This window comes from Roseospira goensis, assembly GCF_014197795.1.
Classification (GTDB): Bacteria; Pseudomonadota; Alphaproteobacteria; order Rhodospirillales; family Rhodospirillaceae; genus Rhodospira; species Rhodospira goensis.
The window spans coordinates 93,322-112,256 of the sequence record NZ_JACIGI010000014.1; the positions used below are offsets into that span (position 1 = coordinate 93,322).

Sequence of the window (18,935 nt, forward strand, 5' to 3'; positions counted from 1 at the left end):
CCCGCGTCAGGGGTCGGCGCCTCCGGCACGCGCGCCGCGCGGACCCCAGTCTCCCACACCCGGCCCGATCACAGGAACCCCAACTCCCGCGCCGCGTCCACGGCCGCCGCCAGGGCCTCGCGCGCCGATGCCGCGTCGTCCGCCGCCAGGGCGCGGCCGAGCGCGTCGTGGATCGGGTCGGGCAGGTGGCATTGCGGCGGCTCGTGCAGCCGGCGCGCCAGCGCCAGGATCTCCGCGTCCGGGGCCCGGTCGCGCGCCAGGGCCAGGGCCACCAGGCCGGCGGTCCACTGGAACGGATAAGCGAACGACAGGCCGGCCCAGGTCTCCAGCGCCGATGCGCACAGGCGGTCGGCGGCCGCCGCCTCGCCGCGCCGCCAAGCCGCCCAGCCCAGCGCGGCCAGGGCAACGCCCTGGTAGTCCCGCATGCGTCGGGCCTTGGCGATCGCCAGCAGGGTTTCGGCGACCGCGGCGGTCTGCTCCACCCGGCCCCGGCGCCGGTGCAGGACCGCCAGATAGGCCACGGCACGGGTCTCGCCGGCGGCGTCGCCGATGCGGCGGCAGCCCTGGGCGGCCTCGAACAGCACCGCCTCGGCCTCCTCCAGCTCGCCCGCGAACAACAGGGCGAAGCCCAGGATGAAGTGGGCGAAGGCGATCTCCGCCGCGCCCGCCGACTCCTGCGCCGCCTCCAGCATGCGGCGGGCGAAGACCAGCGTCTCCCCGGGCACGCGGTAGCGGTATCGGCGGTGGTTCCGGTTCACCAGCGCCATGAAGTAGTGATAGCGCTGGGTCGGGACGGGGTCGCCTTCGACGAACGGCCGGACGGACTCCAGCGCGGTGTCGATGTCCCCGGGGCGGTCCAGCCAGTAGTAGACCCAGACACGGTTGAGGACGATCTGGATCCACTCCTGACGCCCCGCGGCGTCGAGCGCGTCCTGGTCACCCAGCGCGATCTCGCCGTCGCGGTAGGTGCGCAGGGCGGCGTCGTGGTCGTGTTCGATCTCGTAGGTCTTGCCGGCCTTCCGGTGCAGCCGCGCCAGGGTCACCCGGTCATCGGTGGCGTCGGTCGCGGTGCGCGCGAACGCCGCCCGGGCGTCGGCATGGCGGTTCTGGAGGGCCAGGGCATCGCCGAGCCGCTCGTTCAGGGTCACGGCTTCGCGACGCCAGCGGCCGTCGTCATCGCCGCGCGCCCGCAGCCCGGCCACCGCGTCAAGGGCCGCCTGGTACAGCCCGATGGCGTCGGCCACCGACTGGAACCGCTCGGCCCGCTCGGCGGCGGCGCGCAGGTGCGGCACCGCCAGGGCCGGCTCGCCGGCCAGCGCCCAGTGACGTCCAAGGTCGGCGCGGTGGTCGTCGCGCGCCTCGCCCGCCGGGTAGACGGCCTCGATCGCCTGGGCCAACTGCCGGTGCAGGGCGCGGCGGGTGTCGGCCGGGATGCCGGCGTCGGCGATCTCCCGGATCTTGTCGTGGACGAAGCGGTAGCCCTCGCCCTCCGCCGGCTCGACGATCTGGCGCGAGACCAGCTCGTCCGCGACCTCCGTCATGGCGGCGTCCGACAGTCCGGCGGCCCGGCCCAGCACGGTGCTGTCGAGGTGGCGGCCCATCAGCGCGGCGAGGTCCACCACCCGCCGGTCCGCCGCCGTCAGCTTGCCGAGACGCAGGTCGATCAACTGGCGCAGGGACCCGGGCAGCGGCAGCGACTCGTAGTCCGGGGCGCCCCCGACGTCCTGTCCCGAGAGTGTCCAGCGTCCGCTGCGGTCGCGCGCCAACACCCGCTCGGACACCGCGCTGCGCAGGTACTCGGCGATGAAGAACGGATTGCCGTTGCTGCGCTCGGCCAGGAAGCGCACGAAGCCGGCGGGCGGGCTGCGCATGGCCAGCATGCCGCCCGCCATGGCACCGATGTCCGCGGCCGTCAGGCGGTGCAGGGTGTGGGCGTCGACGGCGGGGTCGCGGGCCAGGGCATCCAGGGCCGGGGTGCGCTCTTCGGCCCGGAACGCGCCCACGACCAGCAACGGGAGGCCGGGCAGGACCTCGTCCAGCAGGTGGCGCAGGACCCCGAGGGTCAGTTCGTCGGCCCATTGCAGATCATCCAGCACCAGCAGCAGGGCGCGGTCCACCAGGTAGGCCGCCAGGCTGTCGGCCAGGGCGCGGAACAGGCGGTCGCGCGCGGCGGCGCTCGGCAGCGGGGGCGCGGCGGGCAGGGCGGCGACGCCGGGCACCGTCTTCAGCACCGGGAAGTAGGGGGCCAGCACGGCCGCGCGATCGCCCAGAAGACGGGCCTGCTCGGCCGGCCCGCCGGCGATACACCGGTCCGCCAGCGCCTCCACGAAGGGGCGCAGCGGCTGCAACGGCGCGCCGCGGCCGTAGCGGGCCGCGCCGTCGCCGTCGCCCGCCGCCGGGCAGTCCCCGGTGATCACCTCCAGGCTCCGCCGGCGCGCCAGGATACCGGTCTCCAGGGCGAGCCGGGTCTTGCCGGCCCCGCTCTCCCCGGCCACCAGGGCGAGGGCGCCCGTTCCGGCGCGGGCCCGCGCGAGATGCTCGTCCAGGGCCGCGAGCACATCCTGGCGGCCGACGAAGGACGACCGGTACAGATACGGCTTGGCGGCGGGCGCGGGTACCGACCAGACGGGCGGATGCGTCCCCAGATCGGCCAGCGCACAGGCCACGGTTTCCGCGAAGCCCAGGCGGTCGGCCCGGTCCTTGGCCAGCAGCGCGTCGACGAGCCGGTCGAGCGTCGGCGGAACGCCGGTCACCCGGGCCGAGGGCGGCCCGGCGTGGCGCTCAAGGTGCCCCGAGAGGATCTGGGTCTGGCTGCCGACGAACGGCGCCTCGCCGGTGAGGACCTGGTAGAGGATGCAGCCGAGGGCGTACAGATCGCTGCGGGCGTCCAGCGCATCGCCGCGGAGCTGCTCCGGCGACATGTAGGCGGGCGAGCCGCTAATCTGATGCGTCTCGCCGATCTGTTCCCGCCCGGTGGCCCCGCCGGCCTCCTCGGCCAGGCCGAAGTCGGCCAGGATCGGTTCCCCCGAGTGGCGGATGAAGATGTTCCCGGGTTTCAGGTCCCGGTGCACGATGCCCTCGCCGTGCAGGAACGCCAGGGTCTCGCACACCCGCTGGAGCAGCGAGAGGCCCTCGCCCAGGTGCCCGGCGGCGGCCGGGCCACCGGCGCGGCGGGTCCGGGGCCGGACCGGTGTGTCGGCGGCCGGCGCGTCGGCGTCTCCGCCTCCGAACGCGTGCGGCGGGGCGCCCGGGTCCTGGACCGTGATGGCGCCGTCATCGCTGGCGGGGCCGCCGTCCGGGAAGATCACCTGCGTGGCGTCGGTGGCGTCGGTGGCGTCGGCGACCAGGGTGGCGTCGGCGCCCTGGGTGGCGTCTGCGGCGTCGGTGGCGTCGGTGACCTGGGTGGCCCCGGTCGCCACGCCTGCGGCGTCGGTGACGTCCTGGGTCAGGTCCTCGGTGGTGTCGCCGACCGGGGCCGGCCTCGGCGGCGCGGCGGGGTCGCGCCAGTGGCGGCGCAGCAGATCCTTGAGGCTGGTGCCGTCCAGGTGCTCCATCGCGTACCAGGGCAGGCCGTCGGCCACGCCATGGTCGAGGATGCGGACCACGCCGGGGTGGTGCAGGCGGGCCAGCGCCCGAATCTCGCGGCGAATCTGGCGCAGCCGCGAGACCTCCTTGCGGTTGACGGTCTTGATGGCCGCCGCGGTACCCGTGCGGGCGTCGATCCCGGCGTAGACGATCCCCATCGCACCCTGGCCGAGCACGCCGACCACCCGGTAGGGGCCGATCGTCTCCGGCGCGTGGGTCGTGGTCCTGGACGTCTGCTGCATGACTTGCCACCGCAAGGCTGTCGCACGGCTGTGGCGCCACCGTCGCCCACCGTCGCCCACCGTCGCCCACCGTCGCGACCGACGCGTCTCGGTCGCGCCCGGGCGTCAGGGCGTGTCGGCGCCGGCTTCGTAGTCGATCGGCTGCCAGAGCGCCCATTGCGGATTATCACCTGCCGGGGCGGCCGTCATGGCCTTTTTCACCGCCGGCTGGCCCGCCAGCCACGCCACCGCCTCCTCGGCCGGCGGCAGTCCGGCCGGCGTCGCCCACACATGGACGTACCGCCGCAGCCGGCCGGTCTGGGCGTAGCTTCCCAGCACGAACGTGAAGCCGTAGTCGCGCACCATGGGGCTTTGGGGGTCGGCGATGGTGTCGATCATGAAGGTCTCGAACTGCGAGAGCGGCTCGGGATCGGCCACGACATCGAAGGTGATATGCAGGTAATAGCGGGTGTTGGACGGGAACTGAAAGCCAGGGTCGGTCGACAGCGGATTGTACTGGAGCGCACCGAAGAAATCCTGGACTTCGCGCAACACCATCCCGTCGAGCTGCCGGTACACCTCGTCGTCGTCGAAGTACTCCATGATGTAGGGTAGGGAATTGTAGTCCCGCACCCGCCACACATGCAGGTACTGCTGCACGTCGGGTGTCGTCCCTGCGCTCGACGGCTCCTCGCCCGGCTTTCGGGTTGCCGACAGGACCAGCCGCCAGCCCGGCCACGGCGTTTCCTGAAAGGTCGGCAGCAGCTCGCGCATGTACTGCGCGAACATCTGGTTGAGCTGTGCCCCGCTCGGCAGATCGAGTGTGACCTGGAGATAGCGGACGGGCGCCTGGGTCATGGTCGCGGTGCCTCCCGGATGGGAAGAGCGTCGGCGCGTCCCTTCCCGGTGTGCGATGACGGGCCGCGCGACCGCACCCGCCCTGGGCGGCCTCCGGTCCCCGAGCCCCACGATCCGGTTGTAGCCGCTTTCGGGACCATAATCAATGCGGGAACCCGATCGCGCCATGGGTGTGGCGCGGGGCGCCGACGGGTCCGACGCGCCCGACCGAGATGGTCCCGGGACCTTGGGGGCCGGCCGCGCGGGACGATGGGGCGCCCCAATCCCGCCCGGGGCGGTCAGAAAAAGTGTTGACAGTTTGGTGGGGCCGGGTGAGTGTTGTTCCGGTATCGGGTTGCTGCGCGACGTTCTTCCGGGAGGCCCTGTCTTGACGAAAGCCCAACGATATCGGGAGCTGCTGAACTCCGGCGAGTTCATCGTTTCCCCTGGTGTTTACGATGGTTACAGCGCCCGCCTGGTGGCGGCGGCCGGCTTCAGGACGGCCGCGACCAGCGGGGCGGCGATCGCCAACGCGCTGCTCGGCCTGGAGGACATCGGTGTCATGGGGTTGAGCGAGAACGTCACCCATTGCCGCAACTTGGCCCGATCTGTCGACATTCCGCTGACCTGTGACGCCGACACCGGGTACGGCAACCCGGTCAACGTCTTCCACACCGTGCGCCAGTTCGAGGAAGCCGGCGTCGCCGGGGTGAACATCGAGGACCAGGTGTCGCCGAAGCGCTGCGGCCACATGCCGGGCAAGGAAGTGGTCCCGCTGGCCGAGATGGCGAAAAAGATCGAGGCCGCCTGCCTGGCCCGGCGCGACGATGCCTTCGTCATCGTGGCCCGCACCGACGCGCTGGCGACCGAAGGGCTGGAGGCCGCGCTGGCGCGGGTCCGCGCCTACGCCGCCGCCGGGGCGGACATGATCTTCCCCGACGCGGTGCGGACCGAGGACGACATCGCCCGCATCGTCGACGCCGCCGGCGTGCCGGTCAGCATCAACATGGGCTTCGGCATCCGCGAGCGGCCCACGACGCCCCTGATTCCGCTGCCACGGCTGCGGGCGCTGGGCGTGCGCCGCATCAGCCTGCCGCGCATGTTGCCGGCGGCGGCGATCAAGGGCATGTCGCAGGCCCTGTCGGTCATGCAGGAGGTCGTGGCCAGCGGCGAGACGGTGAATCGCACCGACCTGCTGGTCGGGATCGAGGACATCTGGGAGTTGATGGGATTGCAGGAGGCCCGCGCGCTGGAGCGGCGGCTTCTCACCACCGACTCCTACGACGCCAAGTACGGCGCGCCGGCGGCGTCCGCGTGACGCGTCCCGGGCCCGCCGGTGGCGCCCACGACATCAGGGAGGTGAGTATGCGTCAGGCCGTACAGCCGCTGGCGCCCGTCGAGGCCACCGGACCGCATCAGGCGGCCGCCGAGGCCGAACCGATCGTCGAGATCGACGCCCTCAATAAGGTCTACCGCACGGTCCGGCACGGAGACGTGCATGCGCTGCATGAAATCAATCTGAATGTCCGCGACGGCGAGTTCGTCGCCATCGTCGGTCCCTCGGGCTGCGGCAAGTCCACCCTGCTGAAGATCCTGGCGGGCCTGCTCGCCTTCACCAGCGGCCGGGTGACGATCAACGGTGCGCCGTTGAAGGGGCCGAGCCAGGAGGTCGGGCTGGTGTTCCAGCAGCCGGTGTTGCTGCCCTGGCGCACCATCCTGAGCAACGTGCTGCTGCCGATCGAGTTCGGCCGCAACCGCAAGCGCAAGGACTACACCGACCGCGCCCACGACCTGCTCAAGCTGGTGGGCCTGGAGGGCTTCGAGACCCGCTATCCCGAGGAACTGTCGGGCGGCATGCAGCAGCGCGCCGCGATCGTGCGGGCGCTGATCCAGGACCCGCGCCTGCTGTTGATGGACGAGCCCTTCGGCGCCCTCGACGCCATGACGCGCGAGCAGATGAACCTGGAGGTGCTGCGCATCTGGCAGCAGAACCGGAAGACCGTGATCTTCGTCACCCACTCCATCTCCGAGGCCGTGTTCCTGGCCGACCGGGTCGTGGTGATGACGGCGCGGCCTGGTGCCATCGCCCGGGTTCTGGACATCGACCTGCCGCGACCGCGCCGGCTGGAGATGATCAACAGCGAGGCCTTCGGGGCCTTCGCCTCGCAAATCCGCCGCCTCCTCAACGCTTCGGAGGACCTGTCCTGATGGTTGATACGGCCACCACGCACCCCGCCACCGCGACCAGGCCGCCCGGGCGTCCGGGCAAGGCCGCCGGGCCGCAGGGCGGACGCCTCGAAATTCCTCTGCTGGGTCTCCTGCGGGAGCGGCCCGAGTACGTGCTCTCGCCGCTGCTGTTCGTCGTGCTGATCGCGATCTGGCACGCCGCGGCCGTCATCTTCGAGCCGCCGGAGTTCATCCTGCCGCCGCCGGGCATGGTCTGGTCCGCGCTGGTCTCGGGCCTGAGCGCATCGCCGTTCGACCCCAGCGGCTTCTGGTACCATGCCGGCGTCACCGCCTTCGAGGCGCTGTCCGGGTTCCTGATCGGCTCCGGGGCCGGCATCACCATCGGGATGGCGGTGGCGCATTCGCGCCTCGTGGAGCGCGTGCTCTACCCCTACATCATCGCCATTCAGTCGCTGCCGAAGATCGCGGTGGCGCCGCTGTTCGTGATCTGGTTCGGCTTCGGGATCGAGCCCAAGATCCTCATCACCACCATCATCACCTTCTTCCCGCTGCTGGTGAACTCGATCGCCGGTGCCAACTCTGTCGATCCGGCGCGCATCGACCTGGCGCGGTCGTGCAACGCCACGCCGATGCAGATCTTCTTCAAGATCACCCTGCCCAGCGCCCTGCCGTTCATTTTCGCGGGCCTGAACATGGCGGCGGTGCTGTCGATCCTGGGCGCCATCGTGGGCGAGTTCGTCGGCGCCCAGGCCGGGATCGGCATGCTCATTCTGCAACGCAACGAACTGCTCGACATCGCCTCGGTCTACGCCCTGTTCGTCGTGCTCGCGGCGATGGGCCTGAGCCTGCACCTGACCATGCGGGCGCTGGAGCGGCACTTCTGCTTCTGGTCCCACCGGGGGCGCAAGGCCGACCTGGACTCCGTGTGAGGCCGGCGGCGGACATCCCCGGCGGCCGCACGGGCCGCCGGGGCGATAACAAACGGGAGACACTGGGAGACTCATAATGTTCAAGACAGTCAGGCATGTCGCCGGGGCCACGCTGGTCGGTCTGGCGGCGATCGGGTCCCTGGCCGCGGTCCCCCCCGCGCTGGCCCAGGAGCCCACCGAGGTCACCCTGGTCCAGGGCCACGCCAAGGTCGGCGTGGGCGAGGACATCTTCCTCTACGTCGTGCCCCAGGTGATGGGCTGGTTCGCGGAGGAGGGCCTCAAGGTCAATATCGAGGGCGTGCGCGGCAGCACCCTGGCGGCGCAGATCCTCCAGAGCGGCGACGCCGCGTTCGCCACCACCGCGCCCGAGGTCATCATGTCGGTGCGCGAGAAGGGGGGCTCGATCACGGGCATCATGGCCGTGCGCCGCCAGGGCGGCTATCAGCTCGCGGTCAAGGACGGGTCCGACATCGGCGGCATCGAGGACCTGGGCGGTGCGACCTTCGGCGCCGCCAGCCTGGCGTCGGGCGCGGTGCCGATCGTCAAGGGCATGATGGCCGATCTCGGCTTTGCGGAGACCGATTACAGCATCGTGGCCACCGGCACCGGCGGCCAGGCGGCCTCCGCCCTGGCGGCCGACCAGGTGGACGTGCTGGCGCTGTGGGACATCATGTACGCCGCGATCGAGAACCGCGGCGTGCCGCTGCGCACGATGGAGATCCCGATCATCCCCAAGCTGGCGGGCTTCTCCCTGGCCACCTCCGACGCCTTCATGGACGAGAACCCCGACGCCGTTCGCGGCATGTGCCGCGCCGTCGCCAAGGGCCTGGTGTTCACCCGGGAGAACCCGGAGGCCGCGGTGCGCATGCTCTATGAGCTGCTGCCCGAGACCGCGCCCGACCCGATGACGGAGGCGGCGGTGCAGGCCGACGTCAACATCATGACCACCTACCTGCGCAATGCCACCGGCAGCGATGACTCCGTGCCGGTCGGCTGGAACTATCCGGAGAAGTGGTCCTTCTCCTATCAGTACTATCAGGACAACGGGCGGCTCACCGACCCGGAGCCGCTGGAGACGCACTACACCAACGCCTTCATCGAGGACTGCAACGCCTTCGATGCCGAGGCCATCCGGGCGCTGGCGCGCTCCAAATAGTCCTCCCTGTCCCGGGGGCGGTCCCGGCGGCCGCCCCCGGTCTTTTTTCGGGTCCCCGGGTTCCGTCCGTGCGGTCGCCGCCGGCCGTCGCGCCGGTGCGGCGTGCGCGCAGGGGACGCGCCCCAGGAGGGAGAAGATCGGTGCAATTCGATGTTGAGACCGACGTGGTGGTCGTCGGGGGTGGTGGCGGCGGCCTGGTGGCGGCCCTGACCGCGCGCGAGGCCGGGGCCGAGGTCGCGATTCTGGAGAAGTCCGAGCGGCTCGGCGGCAACACCGCGCTGTCTTCCGGGTCGATCCCGGGGGCGGGCACGCGGTTCCAGGTCGCGGCCGGGATCGCCGATGGCTGGGAGCGGCTGGCCGAGGACATTCACCGGCGCACCCGCGGCACCGCGCCCCGCGATCTGGTCGAGGTCCTGGCCCGCGAGAGCGCGCCGCTGGTCGAATGGCTGGTCGACGCGGTGGGGCTGCCGCTCGATCTGATGGCCGACCTGAAGAAGGTCGGGCATTCGGTCCCGCGCCTGCATGCGCCCGTGGGACGCCAGGGCCAGACCCTGGTCACCGGGCTGGAGCGCGCGGCGCAGGCCGCGGGCGTGCTGATCTCGCCCGGCAACCCCGTCAGCGGGCTGCTCACGGTGCCGGGGGACGACGGACCGCGTGTCGTCGGCGTGTCCGTAGGCGCCGGCGACGACGCCGAGGGCTACACCGTGGGCGCCCGGTGCGTGATCCTGGCGGCCAACGGCTTTGGCGCCAATCGTGCCCTGCTGCGCCGCTATATCCCAGAAATCGCCGAGGCGCCGTACTTCGGGCACCTTGGCAACGCGGGCGAGGCCATCGGCTGGGCGGCGGACCTGGGGGCGCATCTGGTCAACATGGGTGCGTACCAGGGCCACGCCTCGATCGCGCAGCCCCATGGCGCCCTGCTGAGCTGGGCGGCGGTGGAGCGCGGCGGCCTGCTGGTCAACCGCGAGGGCCGCCGGTTCGTGGACGAGACCCTGGGCTACAGCGGTTGCGCCAGCGCGGTGCTGGCCCAGCCCGGCGGACAGGGCTTCGTCGTGTACGATGGCGAAACCCACGACTACCTGGCCGAGAAGGCCGAGGACTACCGCGATCTGATGCACTTCGGTGGGGTGATGCGGGCCGACGATGCCGCGACCCTGGCGGTGCGCGCCGGCCTCGATCCGGCGGCCCTGGAGGAGACCCTGGCGGACTACGCCGAGGCCGCCAGCGGCGCCCGGCCGGACCCGTTCGGCCGCAGCGCGTTCGGCCAGGCCCCGCTCCGGCCGCCGCTGTGCCTGGTGCGGGTCACGGCCGGCCTGTTCCACACCCAGGGTGGGGTGGACGTCGACGCCGCCGGCCGGGTGCGATGCGCGAACGGCGCCGTGATCCCCAATCTGTATGCCGTCGGTGGGGTCGCCGTGGGGGTGTCCGGCGCCCACGGCGGGGCCGGCTACTGCTCCGCCAACGGCCTGCTGGCCGCGCTCGGCCTGGGGCGCCTGGCCGGACGCGATGCCGCACGGAGACTGTCATGACCCATCCCGAGAGACTGGCCCCGCCCGAGGGGTCCGACCTGACGGCCCTGGCGGCCTTCGCCAGCGCGTTGTTCGACGGCGAGACGGCGGTGCCGGACGCGGTGCGCGACCAGGCCCGGGCGGTCATCACCGACACCGTGGCGGCCGTGCTGGCCGGGCGCACCCTGCCGGAGGTGGCGGCGCTGCGCGACCGGCTGGGCGCGGATGGCGCGCTGGCACCGGTGCTGGTCGACGGCACGGCGGGTGTCGCGCTGGAGCTGGACGAGGGCTGCGCGCCCAGCCGGGGCCACCCGGGCGTGCATGTGGTGCCGGCCGCGCTGCGTGCGGCGGCGCGGCGCGGCTCGTCCGGCGAGGCCGTGCTGCGCGCGGTGATCGCTGGCTACGAAGTGGCGGCGCGGCTGGGCCATGCCACCACCTTCCGCCCGCTGGTGCATCCGCATGGCACCTGGGGGGTGTGCGGCGCGGCCGCCGCCGTCGGGCTGCTGTCCGGCCTGCGCGGGGACCGCCTCGCCAACGCGCTGGGGATCGCCGGGGCGCTGGCGATGGCCACGCATTACCGCACCGTCTACGCCGGCGCGACCGCCCGCAACCTGTGGAGCGGCCTGGGCAACATGGCCGGCGTGCTGGCGGTGGAGGCGGCGGCGGCCGGCTTCACCGGCGCCCTGGACAGCCCGGCCGGGACCCTGGGCGACAGCCTGGGCACGGCCTACGATCCGGCCCGTGCGACCGCCGATCTGGGGACGCGCTGGTTCCTGCTGGAGAACTATTTCAAGCAGTATCCCTGCTGCCGCCATGCCCATGTCGCCATCGACGCCTATCGCGCCGCGCTGGCGGAGGCGGCGGTGCCGGCCGACCGGCTGCGGACCGTCACGGTGCACACCTACCAGCGCGCGGCCGACGCCGTGGGGCGCATCGTCCGCCCCGAGACGCCGTTGCAGGCCAAGTTCTCGCTGCCCTTCATGCTGGCGGCGGTGACCGAAGACGGGGGCTTGGTGCGTGAAAGCTTCGAGCCGCCGCACCTGGAGCGCTTGGCGCGGCTGCCGCTGGCCGCGCGCGTGCGGGTGGTGGCCGACGAGGCCCTGACCGCCCGGCTGCCGGAACGCGGCGCCACGGTGGTGCTGGAGCGGGACGACGGGGTCGCGGTCCGGATCACCCGCATCGGCAGCCACGGCGACCCGGGCGACCCCCTGACCGCGGCCGAGCGGACCGAGAAGTTCAACGGTCTGGTCGCGCCGGTGCTGGGCGCTGCGGCGGCGGAGCGTCTGCATGCCACGCTTCAGGATCTCGACCGGCTGGACCGGGTGCCGCCGGTCCTGGATTCGGTCGCCGGGGACGCGTGACCGCGCGGCCGGGGTGCGGCGCCGCCGACGCCGGGGCGGTGCGCCGGCGGACCCGCACCGCGGCGGTGGGCCGGGGCCTGCTGGCGCTGGCGCTGGGCGCGCTGGGTGGCCTGCTGTTCCGCTGGTTGGGGACGCCGCTGCCGTGGATGCTCGGATCCATGACGGCGGCGACCCTGGCGGCGCTGCTGGCGGCGCCGATCCGCTCGCCGGCCCTGGTGCGGCCGCCGATGAGCGCCGTCCTCGGCGTGCTGCTGGGGGCCGCGTTCACCCCCGACCTGGTGGCGCAGATGCCGCAGTGGTGGCCGACCATCCTCGGTCTGGTCGCCTTCGTGGCGACCGCGGGGGCGGCGGCGACGGTGTACTTCCGCGTCGTCGCCCGCATGGACTGGGTCACGGCGTATTTCGCGGGCATGCCGGGCGGGCTGGTCGAGATGACGCTGGCGGGGGAGGAGCGCGGCGGCGATACCCGCAGCATCGCCCTGATCCATGCCGCGCGCATCTTCCTGACGGTGTTCACCATCCCGTTCGTGGTCGGGCTGCTGGAGGGCGGGCTGGCGCCCCCGACGCCCGCGCCCGCCGCCGCGCAGCCCTTTGACGCGGTCACGGTGCTGTGGCTGGTGGGCTGCGCCGGGGCCGGGCTGTGGCTGGGCGGGCGCCTGCGGCTGCCGGCGCGCTACCTGATGGGACCGATGCTGCTGAGCGCGGTCGTGCATGCCGCCGGCTGGACCGACTTCGTGCCGCCCGATGTCCTGGTGGCGCTGGCCCAGGTGGTGGTGGGCACCACCATCGGCTGCCGCTTCCTCGGCACGCCGGCCCGCCGCATCCTCCAGGTCCTGGGCTATGCGCTCGGATCCACGGCGATCTTCGCCGTGTTCACGGTGGCCTTCGGCGTGCTGCTGAGCACCGTCACGGCGCTGCGGCCGGCGCCGGTCGTGCTGGCCTATGCGCCCGGTGGCGTGGCCGAGATGGGCCTGATCGCGCTGGCCTTGCAGGTAGAGACGGCGTTCGTGACCGTCCACCACGTGCTCCGCCTGCTGTTGGTGATGACCGGGGCGGCGCCGCTGTTCGCGCTGCTCGCCCGCCTCCGGCCCCGGCGCGATGACCGGCCCTAACCGCGCGGCGGGCGGGCCTCTTCCAGCACGTCGAGATTGACCGCGCCGGTGTTGATGACCTGCTTGCCCCGGTTCTCGAAGTTGACGGTGACGCGCGTGCCCACCACCGACTGCACCTGGCCGCGACCCCACTCGGGATGTGTCGGCAACTGGACCCAAGCCCCGGGCGCAACGAATCCCGACCCGGTGAACATCAACCCTGCTGACATGGCGCGGCCTCCATGGGCGTGGCGGTAGAGCGATTCCCGAGACCCTGGCGCGCCTCCGCGGGCCGGGGCGCTCACGGCGGGGTGCGCCGTTGGCGTCGGACCGGGGGAGTCTGGTATAAGGGCGCACGGGGTCCCCGTGTCTTCCGCTTGTCACATGGGGGTGACGGGAGGCCTTTACCAGTCGGGTCCCGCCGCCGGCGGCCCGGGCCGGCGGGCCGGAAGGAGGACGCCCATATGGCCGATCGCGACGCCCTGACCCTGGCGCAAAGCCTGTGCACCCGGCTGTGTCACGACCTGGCGGGACCGCTGGGGGCCGTCGGGTCCGGGGCCGAGCTGTTGCAGGACGAAGGTGCCGAGGCCGATCCACAAATCATCGGGCTGCTGACCGATAGCGCGGCGTCGGCGGCGTCGCGGCTGCGCTTCCTGCGCGCGCTGATGGGGGTTCCGAGTGGACGCGGGCTCGACGCGGAGGCGGCCCGCGCCATGCTGGCCGACCATCTGGCGGCCTCCAGTTCCCGGGCCGTGCCGGCCCTGACCTGGGACGTGACGCCGCCGGCCGATCCGGGCCAGGCGCGGGCCCTGGTCCAGCTTCTGCTGAACCTGTGCCTGCTGGGCCTGGAGGCGCTGCCGCGGCACGAGCGCATCGCGGTGACCGCCAGCGCCGACCGTCGCGCCTCGGTCGTGCTGTCCGGGCGCGGCACGCCGCGTGACGAACCGGTGGCGGCGCTGACGGCCGGGCTGTCCGGGCACGGCGCGCCGCTGGATCCGCGGGCCGTGCAAGGTGGGTATGCGGGCCTGCTGGCGCGTGTCGCCGGCCTGACCGTCACGATCGAGGCCGAGGAGGGGGAGCTGCGTATGGGGGTCGCGCCCGCGGCGTGAGCGCGACGCGCGCGTGTGGTGGCGGCCGCGAACCCGTCACGGACCGCCTGTCCGTATACGAAATAGGAAGGAAACGAGCCGTAGGATGCGGAGCGGGGCCGACGCCGAGGATCGGCGCCCGACCGGGAAACCCAGGAGAAACCGTTATGGATGACCTGCTCAGCGAGTTCCTGACCGAGACATCCGAAAGCCTCGCGACTCTGGACGTGGAGCTGGTCCATCTGGAGCAGAATCCGAACGATCGCGACATCCTTTCGAACATCTTCCGACTCGTGCACACGATCAAGGGGACCTGCGGGTTCCTCGGGCTGCCCCGCCTGGAAAGCCTGGCCCACGCCGGCGAAAACGTGCTCGGGAAGTTCCGCGACGGCGAACTGGAGGTGACCCCCCAGGCGGTCACGGTCATCCTGCACACCATCGACCGCATCAAGGACATCCTGACCCACCTGGAGCAGACAGAGGCCGAACCGGCCGGGGACGACGCCGATCTGAAGTCGGCGTTGACCAGCCTGGCGTCCGGCGAGGCACCGGCCGTCGAGCCACCGGCACCGGCCGCCGCCGCGCCGGCGGCGGACGCGGAGGGCCGGCCCATGGTGGGCGATGGCGGCTTCCCCGTGGCCGCCGAGTTGCTGGCGGAGGTCCAGGAGGCCCTCAGTGAGGGCAAGCGCGCCGCCACCGATGAGGAGATCGCGGCCGAGGCGGCCGCAGAGGCGGCGCGCAAGGCCGCGGCGGCCGCTGCCGCCGAGACCGCCGCAGCGGCCCCCGGCCCGGCGGCCGACCATCCCGGCGCGGGCACCGAGCCGCCGAAGCCGGCGGCGGGCGTGCCGGCCCGCAGCGGCAACGCGGACGCCGGCGCCGGTGCCGGTGCCGGTGACGGGGCGCGCAAGGACTCGGTCGCGGCCCAGAGCATCCGCGTCAGCGTCGACCTGCTCGAGAAGCTGATGACCCTGGTCTCGGAACTGGTCCTGACCCGCAACCAGTTGCTCCAGATGGTGCGCGGCAGCGACGACTCGGAATTCGCCGCGCCCCTGCAGCGGCTGTCCCACATCACCTCCGACCTCCAGGAGGGGGTGATGAAGACCCGCATGCAGCCCATCGGCAACGCCTGGGCCAAGCTGCCGCGCATCGTGCGCGACCTGGCCACGGAAATGGGCAAGAAGATCGACCTCCAGATGTACGGGGCCGATACGGAACTCGACCGTCAGGTTCTCGAACTCATCAAGGACCCGCTGACCCACATGGTGCGCAACTCCGGCGATCACGGCCTGGAGTACCCCGAGGAGCGCCTGGCGGCCGGCAAGCCCGAGGTCGGCGTCGTCAAGCTGAACGCCTACCATGAGGGCGGTCACATCATCATCGAGATCTCGGATGACGGCCGCGGCCTGAACCTGAAGCGGATCAAGGAGAAGGCGATCGCCAACGGTCTGGCCAGCGAAGCCGAGATCGAGGGTATGACCGATCAACAGGTGGCGCAGTTCATCTTCCGCGCCGGCCTGTCCACCGCCGAGAAGGTGACCAGCGTCTCCGGCCGCGGCGTCGGCATGGACGTGGTGCGCACCAACATCGAGCAGATCGGCGGCACGGTCGAGTTGAAGACGTGGCCCGGCAAGGGCTCCACCTTCATCATCAAGATCCCCCTGACCTTGGCGATCGTCTCCGGGCTGATCGTCGAGAGCGCCGGTGAGCGGTTCGCCATCCCGCAGATCTCGGTCCTGGAGCTGGTCCGGGTGACCGGCAAGTCGGACACCCGCATCGAGCGCATCAACCGCGCCCCGGTGCTGCGCCTGCGCGACCGCCTGCTGCCGCTGATCTCGCTGGCGGTGCTGCTGCGCCTGGACGAGGACCGCGACAACATCGAGGACGAGGTGAGCGGCCAGGAAGAGACCTTCATCGTCGTGACCCAGGTCGGGACCTACAGCTTCGGCATCATCGTCGATCGCGTCTTCGACACCGAGGAGATCGTGGTCAAGCCGGTGGCGCCGATCCTGCGTCACATCAGCATGTTCTCCGGCAATACCATCCTGGGCGACGGCAGCGTCATCATGATCCTGGATCCGAACGGCATCGCAGGCGCCACCGGCGAGGCCGCCATGGGCAGTGGCGGAGCGGCCGAGACCATGGCCGCGCGCGAGGGGCGCCGCGACGACACCACGTCGCTGCTCATCTTCCGCGCCGGCTCCAAGGAACTCAAGGCGGTGCCGCTGGCGCTGGTGGCGCGCCTGGAAGAGATCGAGGTGGAGAAGGTCGAGCACAGCTACGGCCAGCCGGTGGTGCAGTACCGTGGCCAGCTCATGCCATTGATCGGGGTCGACGGCATGACCGGCATGCGCACCGAGGGGCGCCAGCCGGTGCTGGTGTTCTCCGACCGCGACCGCTCCATGGGCCTGATGGTCGACGAGATCGTGGATATCGTCGAGGACAACCTGAAAGTCGAGTTGAAGGCCGAACAGATGGGCGTGATCGGTACGGCGGTCGTGAACGGCAAGGCCACCGACATCATCGATACCGGCCACTACCTGACCCAGGCGTTCGGCGACTGGTTCGGCAATGTCGAGGCCGGGACCGAGACCGGGGCCAGCGGCAAGCGCGTGCTGCTGGTCGACGACAGCCCGTTCTTCCGGAACCTGCTGCAACCGCTGCTGTCGGCGGCCGGGTTCAGTGTCACGGCGGTGGCCTCCGCGCCCGATGCGCTCGACATGCGCGAGCGGGGGCTGCGGTACGACGCCATCATCAGCGACATCGAGATGCCGGAGATGGATGGCTTCCAGTTCGCCGAGGCGGTGCGCGAGACCGCCGTCTGGGGCGAGACGCCGCTGATCGCGCTGTCGTCGCACGCGACGGAGCGTGACGTGGAGCGCGGCCGCGAGGCCGGGTTCGACGACTATGTGGCGAAGTTCGATCGGGACGCGCTGCTGGTATCGCTGCGCCAACTCATCACCGAGACCTCCCAGATCCACGACTCGGCGGGAGTGTAGCCCCGCGCGCCCGGGATCGCGGTCCCCACGGCTCAGCTCTTGCGCCCACGCTCCTGCTTGGGCGCGGACGGCCCGTGGGTCCCACGCGGGAGCGTGGGACCGAGACGACAAGGGAAGACGGCTCAGCTCTTGCGCCCACGCTCCTGCGTGGGCGCGGCGGGACGGCTCATGGGTCCCACGCGGGAGCGTGGGACCGAGGCGACAAGGCAAGACGGCTCAGCTCTTGCGCCCAAGCGCCGGCGGGGGCGCGGCGGACGGCCCGTGGGTCCCACGCGGAGGCGTGGGACCGAGACGACAAGGCAAGACGGCTCAGCTCTCGCGCCCATGCTCCTGCGTGGGCGCGGCGGACGGCCCATGGGTCCCGCGCGGGAGCGTGGGACCGAGACGGCAAGGGAAGACGGCTCAGCTCTCGCGCCCATGCTCCTGCGTGGGCGCGGCGGACGGCCCGTGGGTCCCACGCGGGAGCGTGGGACCGAGACGACAAGGCAAGACGGCTCAGCTCTTGCGCCCACGCTCCTGCGTGGGCGCGGCGGACGGCCCGTGGGTCCCGCGCGGGAGCGTGGGACCGAGACGACAAGGGAAGACGGGTCAACTCTCGCGCCCATGCTCCTGCGTGGGCGCGGCGGGACGGCCCATGGGTCCCACGCGGGAGCGTGGGACCGAGACGACAAGGCAAGACGGCTCAACTCTTGCGCCCATGCTCCTGCGTGGGCGCGGCGGACGGCCCGTGGGTCCCACGCGGGAGCGTGGGACCGAGACGACAAGGGAAGACGGCTCAACTCTCGCGCCCATGCTTCTGCGTGGGCGCGGCGGACGGCCCGTGGGTCCCACGCGGGAGCGTGGGACCGAGACGACAGGGGAAGACGGCTCAGCTCTCGCGCCCATGCTCCTGCGTGGGCGCGGACGGCCCATGGGTCCCACGCGGGAGCGTGGGACCGAGGCGACAAGGCAAGACGGCTCTTTCGCCCCCGCGCCGGCGTAGGTGCCCCCTACGCCAGCAGGTCGATGGCGGCGTCGGACAGGTGACCCGGCACAAGCGTGAGCGGGACCCGCAGCCGCTGGGCGTGCTTGCCCGTCAGCGCCGTCACCAGCGGCCCCGGACCCTCGGGCCCGGCGCCCGTCGCCAGCACGATGACCGAAATGTTCGGCTCCTCGTCGAGCAGGTCGAGCAGTTCATCCGTCGGATCGCCCTCGCGCACGAACAGGGCCGGCATGCGGCCGGTCAGGCGGCCGACCAGCGAGGCCTTGCGCTGCAAGACCTCCTCGGCGCTCTCGCGGGCTTCGTCGCGCATGCGCTTGCCGACGAACATCCAGTGCTCGAACTCCGCGGGATGGGTGACGTGGAGCAACGCCACGTGGCCACCGGTGGCGACCGCGCGCCGGCACGCGTACCGTAACGCGGCCTTCAACTCCTTGGAGTCGTCAACGACCACCAGGAACGTCCGGTGATCGGGGCTGACACGGGACGAGGCGTGGGTTTCCTCCGTCCGCCGCAGGGTGCTGCTGAACAGCATGGATGGTCCTCCCTCCCGTCCGCCCCGCGACATCCGCCGGGATGGGCCATGGACCTCCCGGCGGTGGCCGTCGGATGCGGGGCGGAGCGCCGCCCCCCGTTCTTGCCCCGTTCCTGCCATCGACGGCGTGACGGGGTCGGTGAGGGGGCTGAGCGCGTCGACCGGCCGACCGGGGATCATCCCCCCTGTGACCGGCCGGGGCAAACGGATCCGGACCGTGGCCAGGGCTCCGAACTCGGATTACAGAAAGTTCATGGTGAGGTGGTCCACATCACGGAGCTTTCATGATTCGCTGTGCCATCCGATTGCGGCGGCGGAGGATGGCGCATGGACGAAATTGAAGCGTTTCTGGGGGGTAAGTCGCGGTTTGCGGTTCTCCTGAAGCATTTTTCCGAGATCGAAGATGATCGAGAGGCGTGGCGTGTCGACCACCCACTGCCTGAGGTATTGTTCCTGGTGGTA

13 protein-coding genes are annotated in these 18,935 nt (G+C 71.9%); 9 read left to right on the top strand and 4 right to left on the bottom strand.

Annotated features, from left to right (window positions below):
- Positions 1–68: 68 nt before the first annotated feature.
- Both GGD88_RS09960 and GGD88_RS09965 read right to left on the bottom strand, forming a co-directional pair.
- Positions 69–3,827 carry a serine/threonine-protein kinase gene (locus GGD88_RS09960; protein WP_184434950.1) on the bottom strand — a complete coding sequence of 1,253 codons (3,759 nt, stop codon included), beginning with the start codon at positions 3,825–3,827 and terminating at the stop codon, positions 69–71.
- Positions 3,828–3,932: 105 nt separating this feature from the next.
- Positions 3,933–4,664, bottom strand: coding sequence for a hypothetical protein (locus GGD88_RS09965; protein ID WP_184434953.1), 732 nt, complete (start codon positions 4,662–4,664; stop codon positions 3,933–3,935).
- Between the two features lie 367 nt (positions 4,665–5,031).
- Here GGD88_RS09965 and GGD88_RS09970 point away from each other — a divergent pair, with 367 nt between their 5' ends.
- The 7 genes from GGD88_RS09970 (at position 5,032) to GGD88_RS10000 (ending at position 12,896) form a co-directional block, all read left to right on the top strand.
- Positions 5,032–5,961, top strand: coding sequence for an isocitrate lyase/PEP mutase family protein (locus tag GGD88_RS09970; protein ID WP_221237093.1), 930 nt, complete (start codon positions 5,032–5,034; stop codon positions 5,959–5,961).
- A gap of 47 nt (positions 5,962–6,008) precedes the next feature.
- Entirely contained in the window at positions 6,009–6,851 is an 843-nt protein-coding gene (locus GGD88_RS09975) for an ABC transporter ATP-binding protein (protein WP_184434956.1), read from the top strand.
- Positions 6,851–7,759, top strand: coding sequence for an ABC transporter permease (locus GGD88_RS09980; protein ID WP_184434959.1), 909 nt, complete (start codon positions 6,851–6,853; stop codon positions 7,757–7,759). Before GGD88_RS09975 ends, GGD88_RS09980 begins: the two co-directional genes overlap by 1 nt.
- A 76-nt stretch (positions 7,760–7,835) precedes the next feature.
- A complete protein-coding gene (locus GGD88_RS09985; RefSeq protein ID WP_184434962.1) occupies positions 7,836–8,915 on the top strand; it encodes an ABC transporter substrate-binding protein in 1,080 nt (359 codons plus the stop codon).
- A gap of 140 nt (positions 8,916–9,055) precedes the next feature.
- Positions 9,056–10,444, top strand: a complete 1,389-nt coding sequence (locus GGD88_RS09990; RefSeq protein WP_184434965.1) for an FAD-dependent oxidoreductase — start codon at positions 9,056–9,058, stop codon at positions 10,442–10,444.
- The gene (locus GGD88_RS09995; protein ID WP_184434968.1) at positions 10,441–11,784 is read left to right on the top strand and encodes an MmgE/PrpD family protein; all 1,344 of its coding nucleotides are present in this window, start codon (positions 10,441–10,443) and stop codon (positions 11,782–11,784) included. The genes GGD88_RS09990 and GGD88_RS09995 overlap by 4 nt, the downstream gene beginning before the upstream one ends.
- A complete protein-coding gene (locus tag GGD88_RS10000) occupies positions 11,781–12,896 on the top strand; it encodes an AbrB family transcriptional regulator (RefSeq protein WP_184434971.1) in 1,116 nt (371 codons plus the stop codon). The genes GGD88_RS09995 and GGD88_RS10000 overlap by 4 nt, the downstream gene beginning before the upstream one ends.
- Here GGD88_RS10000 and GGD88_RS10005 read toward each other — a convergent pair.
- Entirely contained in the window at positions 12,893–13,105 is a 213-nt protein-coding gene (locus GGD88_RS10005) for a DUF3553 domain-containing protein (RefSeq protein ID WP_343056332.1), read from the bottom strand. The genes GGD88_RS10000 and GGD88_RS10005 overlap by 4 nt on opposite strands.
- Positions 13,106–13,339: 234 nt before the next feature.
- On the opposite strand from GGD88_RS10005, the gene GGD88_RS10010 reads away from it, so the two are divergent.
- Both GGD88_RS10010 and GGD88_RS10015 read left to right on the top strand, forming a co-directional pair.
- Positions 13,340–13,984 (top strand): histidine phosphotransferase family protein, encoded by a 645-nt coding sequence (locus tag GGD88_RS10010; protein ID WP_184434974.1) that lies wholly within the window; start codon positions 13,340–13,342, stop codon positions 13,982–13,984.
- A 146-nt stretch (positions 13,985–14,130) separates the two neighbouring features.
- The gene (locus GGD88_RS10015) at positions 14,131–16,959 is read left to right on the top strand and encodes a hybrid sensor histidine kinase/response regulator (RefSeq protein WP_184434977.1); all 2,829 of its coding nucleotides are present in this window, start codon (positions 14,131–14,133) and stop codon (positions 16,957–16,959) included.
- 989 nt (positions 16,960–17,948) lie between these two features.
- Here the strand turns inward: GGD88_RS10015 and GGD88_RS10020 are convergent.
- Entirely contained in the window at positions 17,949–18,473 is a 525-nt protein-coding gene (locus tag GGD88_RS10020; protein WP_184434980.1) for a universal stress protein, read from the bottom strand.
- Positions 18,474–18,935 lie beyond the last annotated feature (462 nt).